Genomic DNA, 17474 nt, shown 5'->3' on the forward strand with positions numbered 1-17474 from the left:
AAAACTAAAATTATTTTTTTGCCGGGGTAACGTCTGTAACACCAATTATGGTAGAAATTGCGCTTCTATCCATCTTAACTTTAACGCCTTCTGCAATTTTGACAAGCAATAAATTATCTTCGATGCCGTCAACGGTTCCGTAAATTCCGCCTGCAGTTACAACTTTATCACCTTTCTTAACAGATTCAAGAAGCTTTTGTCTTTCCTTCTGTTTCTTTTGCTGAGGTCTTAAAATCAAAAAATAAAAAATCGCAATGATTAACACAAACGGCAATATAGACGAGAGTAATGATTCCATTCCTCCGCCCGGCGCACCCTGTAACAATAATATTAATTCCATTTTATTTGTTTTTGTTATACTTTTCTAAAAATTCTTTTTTGAACTGAAAGAATCTATCCTCTTTAATAGCTGTTCTTATTTTCTTCATAAGCTCAAGATAAAATCCAATATTATGTATCGATAACAAAATACTTCCTAAAATTTCTCCTGAAATAACAAGATGTCTTAAATATCCTAAGGAGTAATTTTCTGAAGTATAAGTCTTACATTCTTCATCGGGGCTGTTATTATCAAACTTAAATCTCGTGTTTCTTATGTTAATCTCTCCGTTCGTTGTGTAAAGCCGTCCGTGTCTTGCATTTCTAGTCGGGAGAACACAATCAAACATATCAACTCCCCTGTCAACACACTCAAGCAAGTCCTCAGGAGTCCCAACTCCCATTAAATATCTCGGCTTTGCAACGTTCATAAAATCAGTGCAGAAGTCAACTGTGTTATACATCAATTCTTTCGGCTCTCCTACTGCCAGACCGCCGATTGCATTGCCGTCAAAATCAATTTCATCGAGCTTGTAAATACTTTGCTTCCGCAAGTCAAGATAAACACTTCCCTGGTTTATGGAAAACAAAAACTGTTTTCTGCCATACTTCGGAGAAGTATTTTTAAAATGTTCGAAGCATCTTTTTTCCCACTTATGAGTTATGTCAAGCGACTTAACAGCATCATTATACTCAATCGGATGAGGCATGCATTCATCAAGCGGCATCATTATGTCTGAACCAATTGAACGCTGAATATCAATCACTTTCTCGGGAGTGAACAAATGCTTTGAACCGTCTAAATGCGAAGAAAACTCAACTCCTTCGTTTGATATTTTCTTCAATGCTGACAAGCTGAAAACCTGAAATCCGCCACTATCGGTTAAAATGCTCTTATCCCAGTTCATAAACTTATGCAGCCCTCCGAAACTTTCGAGAACTTCGGTACCGGGACGCAGATATAAATGATACGTATTTCCCAATAAAATTCTGCAATCGAAGTCATTCAGATACTGCTTATCAACTGCTTTTACTGTGCCGAGAGTACCGACAGGCATAAAAACCGGAGTCTCAATTTCAGAACTGTCGGTTTTGACTATTCCCGTTCTTGCTTTTGAACCGTTGTTATTACAAAGAACTTTAAAGAAACTCATTTATTATCAATTTATTCCGTTACCTAACAGGCTCCCATTCATCGGAGCTTGATTTATGTAAAAACGTAACTGCAACAGAATTTAAATACCAATCCCAGAATACCCTTGCATACCCAAATTTTCTGTATCTTCTGGGCGACTCATAAACTACCATTTCTTTTGCAAAATGAATTTTGCCATATTTTTTCAGTCGTTTATATAAATCATAATCTTCGCCTGCAAATAACTTCTCATCATATCCGCCAATTTTATCGAATAATTTTTTTTTCACAATATGGCATTCGCCTCTTCCCATTCCCATGAAAAACTTATCAAGCAGTTCAACATATCTGTTATATGTTCCGTGAAAGAGTTTATCCATAAAAATCTCTTCTTCGGGAAAAACATATATCGGGCATGCAATTGCTGCAATTTTTTCATCTTCGAGAACTCTCAAAGCAGTATTTATGAAAGAACCCATATCGTTCACATAAGTATCTGCATTAAAAAAAATCAGAACATCTCCTTCTGATTCTTGGGCGCCTCTATTGCGTCCCATGGAAATGTTCTGCCTGTATTTTTCTTTGTGAACTGTAATCTTGTCGGGAACGTATTCTGTTCCCTTTATCTCATCAATTTTCTCGAGTGTGTTATCCCAGCTTCCGCCGTCACTTACGATAACTTCAAAATCGAAATTCAAACTATCTTTTAACTTCTTATCAAACTGCGAGAGTGTTTTTTGTATTAATTTTTCCTCGTTTAAAGTAGGAATAATAATACTGACTCTTCTTTTATTCAAAGAAGATGAAGCACTCTTCATCAGACTTAATTAAATATTTTGAAGTATTTGAGTGCCTTTTTTGTTAACTGTTTTTATTGCTCTTGCTGAAAGGCGGACTGTTACCCATTTTTTCTCACTCTCCATCCAAATCCTTTTCTTTTTAAGATTAGGTAATTGTCTTCTCTTGGTTCTGTTATTGGCGTGAGAAACGTTGTTTCCTGTTAACGGTTTTTTTCCTGTTAATGCGCAAACTTTTGACATTTTATTCTCCTCTTATCCTCTGTAAGGTTTGTAAGTCGACTCGTAAACTCTCATATTTCTGTCAAGAAATTTGTAAGTTCCTTTTTCAGTTTTTACTGAATCAATGAGACGAACTGTAATAATTTTTGTTTCTTTTTTAGTATCAGGACACATTACAATTAGATCCTGCTTTTTCGAGCCCTTAGCGGCTTTGTCTATAAATGATTGCTGTTTAGCCATAATTTCTAAATTTATAAAATTTAATTATTTAGTAATAAAAAATAAAGACAGAAAGACGGCATTTTTAGCTAAAATCTGCTAATTCCTGCTCAATTTTCTTGTTTACATCTTTTCTAATCATTTCCTCTGCCTTAAAAATCATATTTTTAATGGCAAGAGGTGTGGATTTGCCATGCCCGATAATCGATACTCCGTTGACACCAAGCAGCGGAACACCTCCGTATTTCTGATAATCAAACTCAGATAAAATTGTTCTGAGAGTTCCCTGCATAGCTCCCATTTTGAGCTTATTGATAAAACTTTTTTCCGCAAAATCTTTAAAAGAACTTTTTAAAAATGTTAAAACACCTTCTGCGAATTTTAAAATCACATTGCCTTCAAAACCGTCGCAGATAATTAAATTAACTTTGCCTTTTAAAATATCACTTCCTTCAACATTGCCGACAAAATTCAGCTTTGATTTTTCAAGAAACTCATAAGCTTCAAATGTTACTTCCTTGCCTTTGCTTTTTTCTTCACCGACACTCAGCAGTGCGACTTTGGGATTTTGAATGTTATATATAATTTCCATATAAACACTTCCCATTACTGCAAACTCATAAAGATGTTTCGGCTTGCAATCAACCGATGCGCCGACATCGAACACCATGGTTGTTTCACCCGATGTCGGAAATATCGAACCGATGGTCGGTCTTCCTACTCCCTTAAGTCTTCCAAGCTTTAAAAGCGAATTGGTAAGCACAGCACCTGTATTTCCTGCGCTGATGGTTCCTTCCGCTTCTTTGTTTTTCTGAAGAGTTAACGCAACTGCAAGTGAGGAGTTTGGCTTCGTCTTATAAGTATCTGTCGGAGAGTCTTCCATCGTAATAACTTCATCAGCATTAACTACACTGATGCCTGAAGGAACGTTCTTTCTTTTGGAAAGCTCGTTTTTTATTACGTCTTCTTTTCCGACGAGAATTATTTCAAGCGAGGGGGTTTCGGTAACTGCTAAAATCGAGCCGTCAATTTCATTTCCCGGTGCAAAATCACCGCCCATAGCGTCAACAGATATTCTAATCTTTCCGCTCATAATATATAAACAAAACCGGAATTATTTTTTGGGGATAGTTACACTCTTACCGTCATAAAAACCGCATGAAGAACATACTCTGTGAGTAAGCTTAAGCTCACCGCAATTAGGACAAGCCATCATGCCCGGTGTAGCGGCTTTGTAATGAGTTCTTCTTTTTCTTCCGCGCGTTTTAGAGTGTCTGCGTTTTGGATTTGGCATATTGTTTTAATTATTTTTATTCTTTGTTAATTTTTCCCAGACAGGATTTATTTCTTTGTTTTCATTTGGATCTGTGGAATCCGGCTTTCCTATCTGCTTGCAATTTTCATCATTTTCATCGTGTGTCCGTTTCATAGGCACGTTTAATATCAAATAATCCCGCACATCATTTGTTATGTCAATCTTGTGTGTATGAGGGTCTATGTATTTTATGTTATCCTCATTGATTTCATCGGAGTTTATTAATTCCCCCGAGTAATCATATCTGTAAATCAGCTCGAAGCTTACATCGAACGGCTGTCTCATTTCTTCAAGGCATCTTTCACATTCAAATACAAATGTTCCTTTGAGATTTACATCGAGGTTAAGCTGTGTTCCGACTTTGTTCAAAACAACTTTGACTTTTATATTACCGTCAAAGTTTAAATCAGGAATTTCAAGCTCTTCTACATTAGTATCGAATTCATAAATGCGTTCACCTTCACCAAGATTTGATATTTTGATTTCCATTTTCGTAAAAGAACGTTTCGAAAAAAACTTAAAACTTTATTAACTTATAATAATGTATTACTCTCCGATTAATTGCTTATAAGCAGCTTCATCAAGAAGCTCATCAAGTTCAGCAGTATTATCAGGCTTAATTTTTATGAGCCATCCCTTGCCATAAGGGTCAACATTTGCATCAGACGGATTGTCATTCAATCCGATGTTTATATCATAAATCGATCCTGATACGGGACTGAAAATTTCAGCAACTGTTTTCACCGCCTCGATTGTTCCTATAACCTCGCCTTTTGCAACCTGACCGCCTAAAGAGTAATTGATTTCAACATATATTACGTCTCCAAGCTCTCCCTGCGCATAATCGGTAACTCCAATTTCTACAATTCCTTCGCTGTCAACTCTGATCCATTCGTGCTCTTTGGTATATTTTAAATCGGCTGGTATATTCATTATAAAATTATGGTTTAAAATTGAACATTAAAAATACCTAAAATTTAGGTTTTTTTCAATTGGATTTATGATGGCTATTCTAAACTTTCTTACAAACTATATAGCACATCCCGTTAATTGTTTCCTCATTTAACACCTCAAAGTCTGTGTTTTTGAGAATGTCAATCATTAATTGTTTCTTAACGCGGTATTTGGAATATGAACTTAGGCTGAATTTCCATTCACCATTTATGTTTTCATAAATCATATCCGAAGTAATTATTTTGTCCGGCTGGTAGTCCAGATAACAAGTGAGAATTCTATCTTTATCGCTTTTTACAGGGATAAACCTTTGCTCTGCGGAAGGTTCATCCGTATAATCCCTGAACGAGAGAACAAGTTTCCCATTCTCAATAAGGATCTCGTATGAATCTTCAATTAATTTTTCTATTTCATTTAAGGTTTCCAGATGAGAAATCGTATCTCCAACGCAGACAATTAATTCAGGTTTATAGCTTTCATAATTTTTAATTGTCTTAATGTCATCGTAAATAATTTTGATGTTTCTGTTTCCTGCTTTTTCGTGTAATTCGTTAAGCAAAGTGTCGTTGGAATCTATTGCAAATACGTCAAAACCCAAGTCTGATAAAGCAATTGTGTGCACACCATTAGCCGCACCCAAATCAATTGCGAGTTTTGTGCTTTGGGGAACAATTCCCTTTCTTAAATAAAATTCTTTATGAAAATCAACCAATGTTTGGAAATCACCAATCATCCAGGAATAAAATCTTCCGAGATGGTTATCATAATGTTCTTTTACTTTATTCATAATTTTGCTTTATAATTTATTTTATTATTCCTTCCGCTTTAAGAATATCTTTAGTTATCTCAATGCGGTATTTTATATTTTCTTCATTATCAACGACCATATTATTAACAAAGAAATAGACATTATCGTTTGTTTCGACAAAACCCACAAACCAGCCGACTGACGGCTGCACCCTGATTGACCAGCCGGTCTTTGCATATATTTTATAACCATCCCCTTCTTCGAACAACATAATGCCTTTTACTTTATCCATAACGCTTTGGTCAAAAGGTAAATTGTTACTTTGAAATCTCTTGAGGAAATCAATTTGCTCATAAGGAGAAATCGCAATATCGCCCTGAAGCCAGAAGTCATCGACCTTAGAACCGGTCTTCATATTTCCATATCGAATTTTCTCAAGCCATTCTTCATATTTTTCTTTTGTCCCGACTCTTCGTGCAAGTTCCTGATAAAACCAAACGGTTGAATATTTAAAAGCTGATTTAAGAGTCTGGTCCTGATTCCAATTTGGATTTTTTCTGTCAACTCCATCCCATTTTATAATTTCATTTTCATCAGCAATAGCTTTTTCCTGCAATGCAATGAGCGAGTTTGGAATTTTGAAAGTTGAAGCAGGAGTGAACTGCATTTCTGCTCTACCGGGATTGAAGACTTTGTATTTATTATTATTCAAATCATACAATACAAAACATCCGTCAAAGCCATTTCCGCGGTAATACATATCCCATTCTTTTACTACTTCAAGAGTGTCATCTGATTTAATTGACGTATTTGTTTTTGAATCTTGAACAGGTGTATTTGAGCTGTGATTTGATTTGCAGAATAAAAAAGAGAACCCAAGAATTAAAAATAAAATTTTCATTAATATAAAAGTAAGATTTATCTTAAAATAACATTTATAAAAATTTTTAAACAGATAATTATGTCCAATTTTCGACACATAAATTAAATTTTATAATGAGTATTTTTGTAAATATGAATTCATCAGAAATTAGACAATCATTTTTAGACTTTTTTAAGGAACGCGAGCATAAAATCGTGCCTTCGGCACCGACTGTGCCGTTTGAAGACCCAACTTTGCTTTTTACCAACGCGGGAATGAACCAGTTCAAGGATGTTTTCCTAGGGACAGGAACACGTGACTATACACGCGCCGCGGACACGCAGAAATGCATTCGCGCAGGCGGCAAGCATAACGATTTGGAAGACGTCGGTCGTGATGGCACGCATCACACTTTTTTTGAGATGCTTGGCAACTGGTCGTTTGGAGATTACTATAAAAAAGAAGCAATCACATGGGCATGGGAACTGCTGACAAAAAAATGGAAGCTTGACAAAAATCGTTTATGGGTTACAGTTTACAGAGATGATGATGAAGCATATAATTTATGGAAAACTGAAACCGATATTGATCATAGCCATATTTTAAGATTTGACGAAAAAGATAATTTCTGGGAAATGGGTGAAACGGGGCCGTGCGGTCCGTGCTCGGAGATTCATTATGACTTTACCGAAATGGGATGCAAGCCGGAAGATGTGAACGCAGGAATCGATGACGTTATGGAAATTTGGAATTTGGTTTTCATTCAATATAACAGAAACGAAAAAGGCGAGCTTGAGCCGCTTCCGAAAAAACATATAGATACAGGAATGGGCTTTGAGCGAATGGTTCGCGTGATGCAGAACAAGAAATCGAATTATGATACAGATGTTTTCGAGGAGATTATAAAAAAGATATGTGAAATTTCAGGGAAGAAGCATGAAGGCGAAAATATTTCTGCCATCAATGCTATAGCTGATCATATAAGAACGCTTGTGTTTGCGATAAGTGATGGAGCAATTCCTTCAAACGAAGGACGCGGCTATGTTCTTCGCAGAATTTTGCGCCGCGCTTCGCGACTTGCAAGAAAGCTTGATTTAAAAGAACCGTTTTTATATAAACTTATCGATGTAGTTGTCGAGAAAAACGGCAAAGTTTTTCCTGAGATTGTCGATAAGAAAGATTATGTTTCAAAAATCATAAAAGCAGAAGAAGAAAGCTTTAACGTAACGCTCGATAAGGGTATTGAGCTGTTTAATAATGTTTATGAGAAGATAAAGAATAACAAAGATAAAATTTTTCCCGGTGAAGATGCGTTTAAGCTTTATGATACTTACGGCTTCCCTCTTGATTTGACAGAGGTAATAGCTGAGGAAAAAGGTTTTAAAGTTGATACGAATATTTTCAATTCTGAAATGGAGAATCAGAAAGAACGTGCAAGAAGCGCAAGAAAAAGTGAGCTTGTTCTTGCAGAAGACGGTGATGATTCTTTGAATGAGTTGATTGCAGGTAAAAATATTATTTATAATCCTTACGATTTAAGTCCCAAAGGAATTGCAACGGAGATTCTATCAGTTAAGAGAATTCCGAGCTCGGATATTGATTTAATTGTGCTTAAAGAAAATCCTTTTTATTCGGAGTCGGGCGGGCAGATTAGCGATACAGGTAAATTAATTTTTAATGGCAGTGAGCTTGAAGTCATCGACAGCAAGAATAAATATTTTATTTATGTAAAAGATTATGATGGCAATAGAATTATAGATAAAAATCCAAAGGCAATAATTGATTTGGAAAGACGCTTAGCGATTCAACGCAATCACTCTGCCACACATATTGTGCACGAAGTTTTGAAAAGAGTTTTGGGAAGCCACATAAAACAAATGGGTTCTCTTGTATCGGATGAATATCTGCGGTTTGATTTTCCACACTTTCAAAAAGTTACTGATGATGAACTGAGAAGAATTGAAGATGAAGTGAATGATAAGATATTCCAGAATATTCTTGTTAATACGCTTGTTGATATTCCGATTGAAGAAGCAAATGAAATTCCAAATGTTAAAAAATTCTTTGGTGAGAAATACGGAGAGAAAGTCCGTGTTGTTATTATAGATGAGAATTTTAGTGTTGAGTTCTGCGGAGGAACACATGTAAAAAAGACCGATGAAATTGGGTTGTTTAAGATTACAAAAGAAGAAAGTATTTCATCGGGTGTTCGCAGAATTTTTGCTGCGACAGGTGAAGGAACAAAGAAATGGCTGAATGAGCAAAATGAAAAAGTAAAAGCTATTTATACTGCTTGGCCTGAGCCTTTTAAGAAAAATATTCCTGAGAATTTATCAGTTGATAAAATTGCAGACAAAATTAATAAAACTTCATACGATGACGGCAAAGCTTTGAAAGACGCTTCAAAAACATTAGATGAAGCTCTTGAAATTTACAATAAAGTAAATGATGAATACCTTGAGTCAAAGAAAAAAGAAGAAAAAGAAAATTTAAAGAAGAACCTATCAGTAATATTCGAAAAAATTAAAAATGAAATTGATTCTGCGAAGTCGATTAATGATGTGAAATATCTTATTTCTGAAGAAAAGATTTATTCAAAAGATGAATTGAAAGAGATAAGTGATTTTGTGAATTCAAATTTCAAAGACGGTGTTGCATTTATGATTTTAAATCAAGATGATAAGGTTAATTTATTATTATATGTCGGTGATATTGTTTCTTCAAATCATGGTTTAAATGCGGGAAAGCTTGTCGGTGAATATGCAAAGAAATTCGGCGGAGGAGGCGGCGGTAAAGCGAATGTTGCGACCGCGGGATTGAAAGATGCTTCAAAAGTTGAAGAAGTTAAGAACGGTTTTGAAGAGTTTTTAAAAGAAAAACTAAAATGAAAGTAATCATACCTGTTGCGGGATTTGGGACGCGGCTGCGACCGCATACGCTGCTTCATCCGAAAGTTTTAATGACTGTTGCAGGCAAGCCGATGATTTATTTTATCGTCGAGCAAATCATCAAAGAAAAAATTTCCAATCACATAGTTTTTGTTGTTGGATATCTCGGTGATAGAATTGAAAAATATATTTTAAAAGAGTTTGTTCATAATAAAGACATCAAGTTTGAGTTTTTAGTCCAGGATGAACCGAAAGGACTCGGACATGCTGTTCATTGCGCAAAGCCCGCGTTCACGGATGATGATAAGGAAGCTTTTATCATTCTTGGCGATACATTGTTCGATGTTGATTTGAAGAAGTTAGTTTCTAATGATTTATCCGTAATCGGTGTAAAGAAAGTCGATGACCCGAGAAGATTCGGTGTTGTTGAAACTAATAATGATAAAATTATTACAAGACTCGTTGAAAAACCCGCTTCAAAGGAAGTTTCACCGTCGAACGATGCAATTGTCGGATTGTATTACATAAAAAATTCAGATAATCTTTTCGGAGCGCTTGAATATATTTTTAAGAATGAAATAAAAACTAAAGATGAATACCAGCTCACCGATGCACTTGCAAAAATGATTGCTGATGGTAAAAAGATGACGACTTATGATGTTCAAGGGTGGCTTGACTGCGGAAAAATCGAGACGATTTTAGAAACAAATGCTTACCTACTTGATAAATTATATGCCAATAAGAACTATGAGTTTGAAAATACAATTATTATGGCTCCGGTTTATATAGCTGACGGATGCAAAATAAAAAATTGCACGATTGGCCCTAATGTTTCGATTTCGAAAGATTGCATCATTGAAAATACGATTATAAAAAATTCAATCGTGAATGATAAATGCGAAATTGATAATTCCGAGATTAACGATTCGCTGGTTGGATTTAACTGTAAGGTGAAAAATTACAAAGGAACTATGACGCTGGGTGATTATAGTGAAGTGTGATTTTTATTTAATAGACTGGGATTCCCGCCTGCGCGGGAATGACTTCCTATTATTAGGAATTAATTTTCAACTCTCCTCAATATTTTTTGATAAAAAATATTCCACTCCTATTAAAAGCAAAGCAAGGATTAAGAAATAGCTCCAGAGTTCCATTCCTGTTCCGGCTTGCTGGATTTTAAATGAAATTGCTTCCCCCTCGTTGATTGAAGTTACATTATTGATACCCGCATTATTAAAATAATCCTCAACAGAACTTTCTTCCGTAAAAGATAAATTACTCTCAACTGAATTTTTGTTTAAAGCAAATGAAGTTACCAAATTGTTTGCCGAGTCAAGAACTTCATAGTTCCCTATCATCGCAGTTTCTTTTGAGAACGGAACCATAAGATAACCTGAGCCTGAAGAATTATTTATGTTTAAAATATTTTGCTGTGATGATTTAATATTTAATTGTGTCGATGTAGATTGCAAAGGAATGATATTAACCTTCCCGACTTCATAATATGTATTAGGATTGAACTCTGAACTTAGATATAATAAGCTTCTCATCATAAGTGGGGCAAAAATTGAGTTCATCGGAAAATTTGATTTAACTAAATCTGCCGGAACCGATGACACAATAATTTTTCCTTCTCCTGTTATCGACTCAATCAGAAAATCTTTCTGGTTGTTCAGAGTTATGAGAGCATTTGAGTTTTCCGATTTTAAAATTTCATAAAAGCTCCTGATTGACGGTGACTCAACCTGATTTGATTCATCTCTGAAAATTCCCGTTAATGCGGGATGACTGTAATTTAGATTTTCAAATTTCAATTCAGGATTACCGCTGATTTCCTGATTAATTTTTATGTTATTGAATCTTGAAAAATAATTTGAGTTGAGATTATTTAAATCAGGAGAATTTCCCGGAAAAACAAAAAAACCGCCTCCTTTAATTGCATAATCATATAAAGCATTTGCATCGCTTTCATTTATATTATTTACGCCTGTTAAAATAACAGCATCAAAATTATTCAAGTTCTGACTAAGATTATTTGTCTTATTAAAATTTATAGCATAAGTATTTTTAAGTGAATCAGCGCTCAATTGATTTACTGAATTCAGTACTAACTCAACGTACTTACTACTTCCTGGTTCCTGTTCATAAATCAAAAAATTATAATTTTCAGGAACATCGAGCGTGAAATAAATATAATTATCTTCTTTTAACTCATCTTCCGAAAAATCATTTTGCACAAGTTCAAGATAACCTGAGTTTATACCCGATTGATTAACCGGAAAAGAAAACTCGACGGACTGAGTTGAACCCGATATAACATCAGCATAACGCTCTGCGACTCTTTGATTATTTAGGAACAAATTTATTTGTTTGTTCTTAACATCAATATTAGAATTATTTTTAAAATCTATTTTGAGCTTTACACTGCTTCCCTTTTCGATTACAGGCGAAGAAAATTTTAAGTTTTCAATACTGAGATTATTTGCCTGTCTTCTGTCAAAACTCAGCAAATACAAATTTGCATTTTTAAATTTATCGCTTAATGTTTGTTCTGCGTTTGCTGAAAAATTAACATCCTGAAAATCAGAGATAACAAAAACGTCGTTGTTCACAGTATTGGAGTTACTTAAAATTTCATTTGCAAAATTCATCATTGCGGGAAAATCTGTTTTCACATAAGAATAATTTATATTTGCGAGATTATCATTAAACTCTTTAAAGCTCGAAAAAATAAAATTTTTGTCTTTGAGATAAATATTAGATGCAGGAATTAAATAAACGTTGTCGGTTTCTTTGTAATTTGCAAGAATATTACTAACATATGTTTTTGCCTGGTCGAGATATGTTCCATTTGCATTTTTTATGTTCATGCTGAACGAATCATCTATGAATATCAAAGCAGTTTTAGTTGCGGATGAATTTCCTGCAGAAAGGTTATTAACAACAGGTTTTGCAAAAGCAAGAACGGCAAATGTAATAATCAAAATGCGGCATGCAAGAAGCAGCAACTGTTTCAGTTTTATTCTTCGGAGCTTGGATTTTTGCAGTTCTTTGAGGAACATTAATGTCGAGAACTCAACTTTTTTAACTTTGCGCAGATTAAAAAGATGAATTAATATGGGAATGCTGACCGCAATTAACCCCCACAAAGCCGCAACGTTAAGGAAAGACATTAATTTGAATTTTATTAGTTTATTTTTTTCACAAAATTATTCAGATGAGCAAAAATTCTGCTGTTTTATTCCTCAACGGTAATAAAACGAATATCAAAATTATCAATAAGTTTTTAAGTAAAAAGTCATTAAAAGTCAGTGCCGACGGTGCTTCGAACTATCTTAGGAAGCTAAAAATCATTCCCGATATTATCATAGGTGACCTTGATTCTATCACTGCGAAAAACTTAAAATATTTTTCCAAAAAAAAAGTTAAAATTATTAAGCTTGAAGAACAAGAAACGACCGATTTTGAAAAAGCTTTAAATTATATTATTAGTCTAAAAATTAAAAAAATCTCGGTTTTTGGTGCAATGAGCCGACGTTATGACCATACTTTGAACAATCTTAGCGTTCTAAAACGATATTACAAAAATAGCAGTATAACTTTATACGATAATAAATACGAATCGTTTTACTGTGGCAAATCCTTATCCTTTAAATACAAAAAAAATAAGATAGTTTCATTTTTGGGCATACCTTATGCAACGGATGTAACAACAGAAGGCTTAAAGTATCCTCTTAAAAATGAAACTCTGTATTTTGGAATTCGTGAAGGAACTTTAAATGAATCTGTTTCAGATGAAGTGAAGATTAAATTTAAGAAAGGTGATTTATTGTTGTTTAAAAGACATTTTTGGGAATGATGATTCAATTCACGATATTAGATTACATTATAATTGTTGTATATTTTTTAATCGCTATATACATTGGTTTAAAATCCAAGAACACTGAAAATTCCAAAGTTGATTATTTAGTTGCGGGAAGAACTTTGACTCTGCCTGCGTTTGTGGCGACATTAGTTTCGACTTTTTACGGAGGTGTTTTAGGAGTTGGTGAATTTGTTTACACATTCGGGATTTCAAGCTGGTTTCTGAACGCATTCCCGTATTATTTTTTTATAATAATATTTGCTTTGTTCTTTGCATCCAAAATTAAAAAGACAAATATGTTCACAATTCCTGACAAGCTCGAAGCTACATATGGGAAAAGCGTGAGCTTGCTCGGAGCGTTTTTTATTTTTTTACTTACAACACCTGCCCCGTATATTTTCATGATGGGGATTTTGATGCAATTAATTTTTGGATGGTCTTTATTGCTTTCGGTAATTGTGTCGCTGCTGGTATCAATATTATTTTTGTTTAAGGGTGGACTGAAAGCAGATGTGAACGTAAATAAATTTGAATTCATACTAATGTATGTCGGGTTTGCGGTCATCATACCTTTTTGTTTCGCAAATATCGGCGGCTTAAACTATTTGAGTGAAAATTTGTCAGACTTGCATCTTGATTTAACAGGGGGAAATTCACTTCAATATATTTTGGTTTGGTTTTTTATAGGGGCATGGGCAATCGTTGACCCGTCTTTTCATCAAAGATGTTATGCAGCAAAGACAGAAAAGGTTGCAAGAAATGGTGTGTTCATCAGCTTAATTTTTTGGTTTATATTTGACATGCTGACATTACTAACAGGACTTTATGCGGCGGCATATTTTTCAAATCTCGAAAACCCGACATTTGCTTATCCTGTTCTTGCTGATGCGATTTTGCCTCAGGGAATAAAAGCATTATTTTTTCTGGGATTAATTGCAACGATTATGTCGACGCTTCATTCTTATGTATTCGTTTCTGCTTCTACGTTGGGCAATGATGTATTTTCAAAAATTTCTAAATGGAACATTAAGATGAAAGGCGACAAGAATTTATATACTCAGGCAGGAATTTTAATCACGAGTATTATTTCATTATTAATTATTTTTCTTATTCCATCAGTGGTAGCAATGTGGTACACAATAGGCAGTCTTGTGATACCCGCTTTGCTTATAGGTGTTGTAACTTCTTATTCGAATAAGTTGCAAGTGGAGGGGAAATTTATTTTCTTTGCAATGCTTGCCTCGTTTTTTATTTCGCTTGTTTCATTTTTATACGGAAATATTAATATAAATGGAGGTTACCCGGTTTATCCATTAAATCTGGAACCGATGTATCCGGGGTTGTTTGCAGGATTGCTTATTTATTTAACAGGATATTTAATTCAAAGAAAGTCTAAGCTTAATAATGCTTAAAAGTTTTTCTAAAATATTTATAATTGGTTTTTTGTTTCTTTCGTGCAGCTTTCTCAGAGCACAAGATTCTACAACTTCAATAATTGAATTGGAATTAAAACCAAAGTATCAATTTGATTCTGTTCTCTTTAATGTATTTCCCGGAAAAATAAACAAAAACAAATATGCACTTGTGCTCAGCGGAGGCGGCGCAAGAGGAATATCACAAATCGGTGTGCTAAAAATTTTGGAGAAACACGACGTTCCGGTTGATTTAATTGTAGGAACCAGCATAGGAAGCTTAGTCGGAGGTTTATATTCAAGCGGTTATAAACCTGTTGAACTTGAAAAAATGTTTGCTAAAATTGATTGGGAGAATACTTTACGCCTTTCAAATTCTTCCGTTCGTGAGAACTTATATTTTGAACAAAAACGAATCCAGGATAAGAGCCTTTTGACAATTTCTCTTGAGGGGTTCTCACCTGTAATACCAACTTCTCTTTCAAATGGACAAAACATTTTAGAACTTATTAACCTCCAGGTTCTTAATTCACTTTATAATGATAAAAATGACTTCACTAAATTAAAAATTCCCTTTGCAACAGTTGCTACAAATATAGACAATGGAGAAAGAGAGGTTTTAACAAAGGGAAATTTGAGCGAAAGCATAAAGGCATCATTGACATTTCCTATAATTTATTCTCCTACCAAAGTTGGCGATAAAAATCTTGTTGACGGAGGATTAACTGCAAACATTCCCACAGATGTTGCTGATGAGCTTGGCAGTAATTTTACAATAGTCGTCAATACAACAAGTCCATTAAGAGATGCAAAAGAATTAATTAACCCTCTTAATACCGCAGACCAGATACTTTCGATAACTATGGATAAACTGAACGATATACAGTTATCAAAAGCTGATTTCATTATCACACCCGATTTAGGAGACTATTCATCAAATGATTTCAGTAAAATAGATTTTTTAATAAATAAAGGAGAACAGGCAGCAGAGTTAAAAGTTAATGAGCTTTTGCATATTATTGATTCGCTTGAAACAACCACGTCAAAATACTTCAATAATTTTGTTACAAATCCGAGATTGGAATACGATTTAAATTATTTTCCCCAGAATATAAATGACGAAGTATTTAATTTACTAAACAAAAACTTTGTCAGGTTTACCGAAATAGAAAAAGCACTAAAGATTATTTATAAAACAGGGTATTACAAAAATGTATATGCAGTTACCGGAAGAGATGAGACAGGCGCATATATAAGGTTTTATGGAAATATGAATCCCGTTTTAAAGGAAATTAAAATTAATCAAGAATATAGTTTTTTAGATTCCTTGTTAACGAATTTCAAACAGAACTTTGGTGGTTCTAATATTAATTCTGATTCTGCATTCCGGCTTTATGAAGATATACTCACAAAATTTCGTGAAAACAATTTTAGCTTTGCAAACATTGATAAGTTTTATCTTGAGTATGATACCGGAATTTTGGACTTAATTATAGATGAAGGGAAAATTGATACAATGATTATAACAGGAAATTCAAGAACAAATAATTCTTTAATTATGCGTGAACTGACTTTAAACGCGAATAAGCCTGTAACAAGCTCAGAACTCTCCCAAAGCATGAAGAACCTTGGCAGTATGAACTTATTCAGGCAAGTCAGTTTAAATTATACAATAAATAATTATTACAAAAATTTGATAGTTGATTTAGTTGAAAAGAATACAAGAAATATACGTCTTGCAATAAGATCGGATAATGAAAGGAAAGTTCAGGGACTAATTGACTTAAGAGATGAAAATTTTCTCGGCACGGGAAATGAAATCGGGTTTAATGCCAGCGCAAGTGTCATTGGATATGAATTCAGAGGTGAGTTCAGGTCAAACAGGTTTTTTGATACTTATCTAACATATAATTTATCTGCATATTACGGAGCTAATGATCTGAATACTTATATTGAGATAACAGATAACGAGGCGAATAGTTTCCAGCGTGAAAAAACCGGAACATACCGTGACTTAAGGAGAGGTTTAAGCTTTTTACTGGGGACGCAGCTGGAAAAGCTTGGTATGTTATATGGACAGTTTTTTTATGATTTTTATAAGCTGGAGACAATATCGGGCAGTAATGTAATTTCAGATGATTTGCGCATTTTAAAAATAAGAGTCGGAAGTTTTATAGACTCACAGGATAAGATTCCTTTTCCTACACGAGGTACTAAACTTAATTTATTTTATGAAACAAGCCAGAGTAATTTGGGAAGCAACAATAGTTACTCAAGATTATTTTTAAATTATGAGCAGAATTTTTCTTTAAAAAAATCTTTTACTTTAAAACCAAGATTTATTTTCGGATTTGCCGATAAGACAACCCCCTACCAGGACCAATTTTCAATGGGCGGCGAATCATCTTTTTTTGGAATGGTGGAAAATCAGCTGCGGGGGAGACAAATTCTTGAAACATCATTTGAACTCAGATATTTATTCCCTGTTAAAATCTTTTTCGATACATATGCTAAAATCCGTTATGACATAGGCAAAGTTTGGGAAAATGCAGAAGATATTCGCCTGAAAGATTTACGTCATGGAATCGGTCTATCAATTGCATTTGATTCCCCGATAGGTGAGGCATCCTTTTCAGTCGGAAAAACTTTCCTTATTAATCGCGGTTTGGCATCGGATTCATTTCTTTTTGGTCCCTACACATTTTATTATTCCATAGGTTATGATTTGTAAATTTAGTA

Annotated in this window: 17 protein-coding genes; 5 read left to right on the forward strand and 12 right to left on the reverse strand. The window is 34.2% G+C overall.

Going from position 1 to position 17474, the window contains the following annotated elements; genetic code table 11:
- Positions 1-10: 10 nt before the first annotated feature.
- The 11 genes from yajC to blaOXA form a co-directional block, all read right to left on the reverse strand.
- Entirely contained in the window at positions 11-340 is a 330-nt protein-coding gene (yajC, locus tag VHP32_10335) for a preprotein translocase subunit YajC (GenBank protein HEX2788295.1), read from the reverse strand.
- A 1-nt stretch (position 341) separates the two neighbouring features.
- On the reverse strand, positions 342-1472 hold the full coding sequence (gene tgt / locus VHP32_10340; GenBank protein ID HEX2788296.1) for a tRNA guanosine(34) transglycosylase Tgt: 1131 nt from the start codon (positions 1470-1472) through the stop codon (positions 342-344).
- Between the two features lie 19 nt (positions 1473-1491).
- Positions 1492-2271 (reverse strand): glycosyltransferase, encoded by a 780-nt coding sequence (locus VHP32_10345; GenBank protein ID HEX2788297.1) that lies wholly within the window; start codon positions 2269-2271, stop codon positions 1492-1494.
- Between the two features lie 9 nt (positions 2272-2280).
- A complete protein-coding gene (rpmB, locus tag VHP32_10350) occupies positions 2281-2493 on the reverse strand; it encodes a 50S ribosomal protein L28 (protein ID HEX2788298.1) in 213 nt (70 codons plus the stop codon).
- A 12-nt stretch (positions 2494-2505) separates the two neighbouring features.
- Positions 2506-2712, reverse strand: coding sequence for a hypothetical protein (locus tag VHP32_10355; protein ID HEX2788299.1), 207 nt, complete (start codon positions 2710-2712; stop codon positions 2506-2508).
- Between the two features lie 64 nt (positions 2713-2776).
- On the reverse strand, positions 2777-3784 hold the full coding sequence (gene plsX, locus VHP32_10360; GenBank protein ID HEX2788300.1) for a phosphate acyltransferase PlsX: 1008 nt from the start codon (positions 3782-3784) through the stop codon (positions 2777-2779).
- Between the two features lie 21 nt (positions 3785-3805).
- On the reverse strand, positions 3806-3985 hold the full coding sequence (rpmF, locus tag VHP32_10365; GenBank protein ID HEX2788301.1) for a 50S ribosomal protein L32: 180 nt from the start codon (positions 3983-3985) through the stop codon (positions 3806-3808).
- Positions 3986-3991: 6 nt separating this feature from the next.
- Positions 3992-4495: a DUF177 domain-containing protein gene (locus VHP32_10370; protein ID HEX2788302.1), complete on the reverse strand. Its 504-nt coding sequence runs from the start codon at positions 4493-4495 to the stop codon at positions 3992-3994.
- A gap of 57 nt (positions 4496-4552) precedes the next feature.
- Positions 4553-4939 (reverse strand): glycine cleavage system protein GcvH, encoded by a 387-nt coding sequence (gene gcvH, locus VHP32_10375; GenBank protein HEX2788303.1) that lies wholly within the window; start codon positions 4937-4939, stop codon positions 4553-4555.
- 79 nt (positions 4940-5018) lie between these two features.
- Positions 5019-5747, reverse strand: coding sequence for a methyltransferase domain-containing protein (locus VHP32_10380; GenBank protein ID HEX2788304.1), 729 nt, complete (start codon positions 5745-5747; stop codon positions 5019-5021).
- A gap of 16 nt (positions 5748-5763) precedes the next feature.
- A complete protein-coding gene (gene blaOXA, locus VHP32_10385; GenBank protein HEX2788305.1) occupies positions 5764-6609 on the reverse strand; it encodes a class D beta-lactamase in 846 nt (281 codons plus the stop codon).
- A 113-nt stretch (positions 6610-6722) separates the two neighbouring features.
- Here blaOXA and alaS point away from each other — a divergent pair, with 113 nt between their 5' ends.
- Both alaS and VHP32_10395 read left to right on the forward strand, forming a co-directional pair.
- Positions 6723-9458: an alanine--tRNA ligase gene (gene alaS / locus VHP32_10390; GenBank protein HEX2788306.1), complete on the forward strand. Its 2736-nt coding sequence runs from the start codon at positions 6723-6725 to the stop codon at positions 9456-9458.
- Positions 9455-10459: a sugar phosphate nucleotidyltransferase gene (locus tag VHP32_10395; GenBank protein ID HEX2788307.1), complete on the forward strand. Its 1005-nt coding sequence runs from the start codon at positions 9455-9457 to the stop codon at positions 10457-10459. Before alaS ends, VHP32_10395 begins: the two co-directional genes overlap by 4 nt.
- Positions 10460-10525: 66 nt before the next feature.
- On the opposite strand, the gene VHP32_10400 is transcribed toward VHP32_10395, so the two are convergent.
- Positions 10526-12631, reverse strand: a complete 2106-nt coding sequence (locus VHP32_10400) for a BatA domain-containing protein (GenBank protein ID HEX2788308.1) — start codon at positions 12629-12631, stop codon at positions 10526-10528.
- Between the two features lie 44 nt (positions 12632-12675).
- Between VHP32_10400 and VHP32_10405 the strand changes: the two genes are divergently transcribed.
- Genes VHP32_10405 through VHP32_10415 form a run of 3 tightly spaced genes read left to right on the forward strand, consistent with a single transcriptional unit; the run spans position 12676 to position 17466 of the window.
- The gene (locus tag VHP32_10405; GenBank protein HEX2788309.1) at positions 12676-13317 is read left to right on the forward strand and encodes a thiamine diphosphokinase; all 642 of its coding nucleotides are present in this window, start codon (positions 12676-12678) and stop codon (positions 13315-13317) included.
- Positions 13314-14735: a hypothetical protein gene (locus VHP32_10410; GenBank protein HEX2788310.1), complete on the forward strand. Its 1422-nt coding sequence runs from the start codon at positions 13314-13316 to the stop codon at positions 14733-14735. Before VHP32_10405 ends, VHP32_10410 begins: the two co-directional genes overlap by 4 nt.
- Entirely contained in the window at positions 14728-17466 is a 2739-nt protein-coding gene (locus tag VHP32_10415) for a patatin-like phospholipase family protein (GenBank protein HEX2788311.1), read from the forward strand. Before VHP32_10410 ends, VHP32_10415 begins: the two co-directional genes overlap by 8 nt.
- The last annotated feature ends 8 nt before the right edge of the window (positions 17467-17474 follow it).

The sequence above is a fragment of the Ignavibacteria bacterium genome, assembly GCA_036262055.1.
Taxonomy (GTDB): Bacteria; Bacteroidota; Ignavibacteria; order Tepidaquicellales; family Tepidaquicellaceae; genus DATAJP01.

What these genes read in the sequence shown, in the direction of transcription:
- VHP32_10400 (HEX2788308.1), bottom strand. Translation starts at nt 12,631, where the DNA reads ATGTCTTTCCTTAACGTTGCGGCTTTGTGGGGGTTAATTGCGGTCAGC.
- rpmF (HEX2788301.1), bottom strand. Translation starts at nt 3,985, where the DNA reads ATGCCAAATCCAAAACGCAGACACTCTAAAACGCGCGGAAGAAAAAGA.
- VHP32_10345 (HEX2788297.1), bottom strand. Translation starts at nt 2,271, where the DNA reads ATGAAGAGTGCTTCATCTTCTTTGAATAAAAGAAGAGTCAGTATTATT.
- VHP32_10405 (HEX2788309.1), top strand. Translation starts at nt 12,676, where the DNA reads ATGAGCAAAAATTCTGCTGTTTTATTCCTCAACGGTAATAAAACGAAT.
- VHP32_10415 (HEX2788311.1), top strand. Translation starts at nt 14,728, where the DNA reads ATGCTTAAAAGTTTTTCTAAAATATTTATAATTGGTTTTTTGTTTCTT.
- plsX (HEX2788300.1), bottom strand. Translation starts at nt 3,784, where the DNA reads ATGAGCGGAAAGATTAGAATATCTGTTGACGCTATGGGCGGTGATTTT.
- VHP32_10380 (HEX2788304.1), bottom strand. Translation starts at nt 5,747, where the DNA reads ATGAATAAAGTAAAAGAACATTATGATAACCATCTCGGAAGATTTTAT.
- VHP32_10395 (HEX2788307.1), top strand. Translation starts at nt 9,455, where the DNA reads ATGAAAGTAATCATACCTGTTGCGGGATTTGGGACGCGGCTGCGACCG.
- VHP32_10355 (HEX2788299.1), bottom strand. Translation starts at nt 2,712, where the DNA reads ATGGCTAAACAGCAATCATTTATAGACAAAGCCGCTAAGGGCTCGAAA.
- alaS (HEX2788306.1), top strand. Translation starts at nt 6,723, where the DNA reads ATGAATTCATCAGAAATTAGACAATCATTTTTAGACTTTTTTAAGGAA.
- blaOXA (HEX2788305.1), bottom strand. Translation starts at nt 6,609, where the DNA reads ATGAAAATTTTATTTTTAATTCTTGGGTTCTCTTTTTTATTCTGCAAA.
- VHP32_10370 (HEX2788302.1), bottom strand. Translation starts at nt 4,495, where the DNA reads ATGGAAATCAAAATATCAAATCTTGGTGAAGGTGAACGCATTTATGAA.
- gcvH (HEX2788303.1), bottom strand. Translation starts at nt 4,939, where the DNA reads ATGAATATACCAGCCGATTTAAAATATACCAAAGAGCACGAATGGATC.
- VHP32_10410 (HEX2788310.1), top strand. Translation starts at nt 13,314, where the DNA reads ATGATGATTCAATTCACGATATTAGATTACATTATAATTGTTGTATAT.
- rpmB (HEX2788298.1), bottom strand. Translation starts at nt 2,493, where the DNA reads ATGTCAAAAGTTTGCGCATTAACAGGAAAAAAACCGTTAACAGGAAAC.
- yajC (HEX2788295.1), bottom strand. Translation starts at nt 340, where the DNA reads ATGGAATTAATATTATTGTTACAGGGTGCGCCGGGCGGAGGAATGGAA.
- tgt (HEX2788296.1), bottom strand. Translation starts at nt 1,472, where the DNA reads ATGAGTTTCTTTAAAGTTCTTTGTAATAACAACGGTTCAAAAGCAAGA.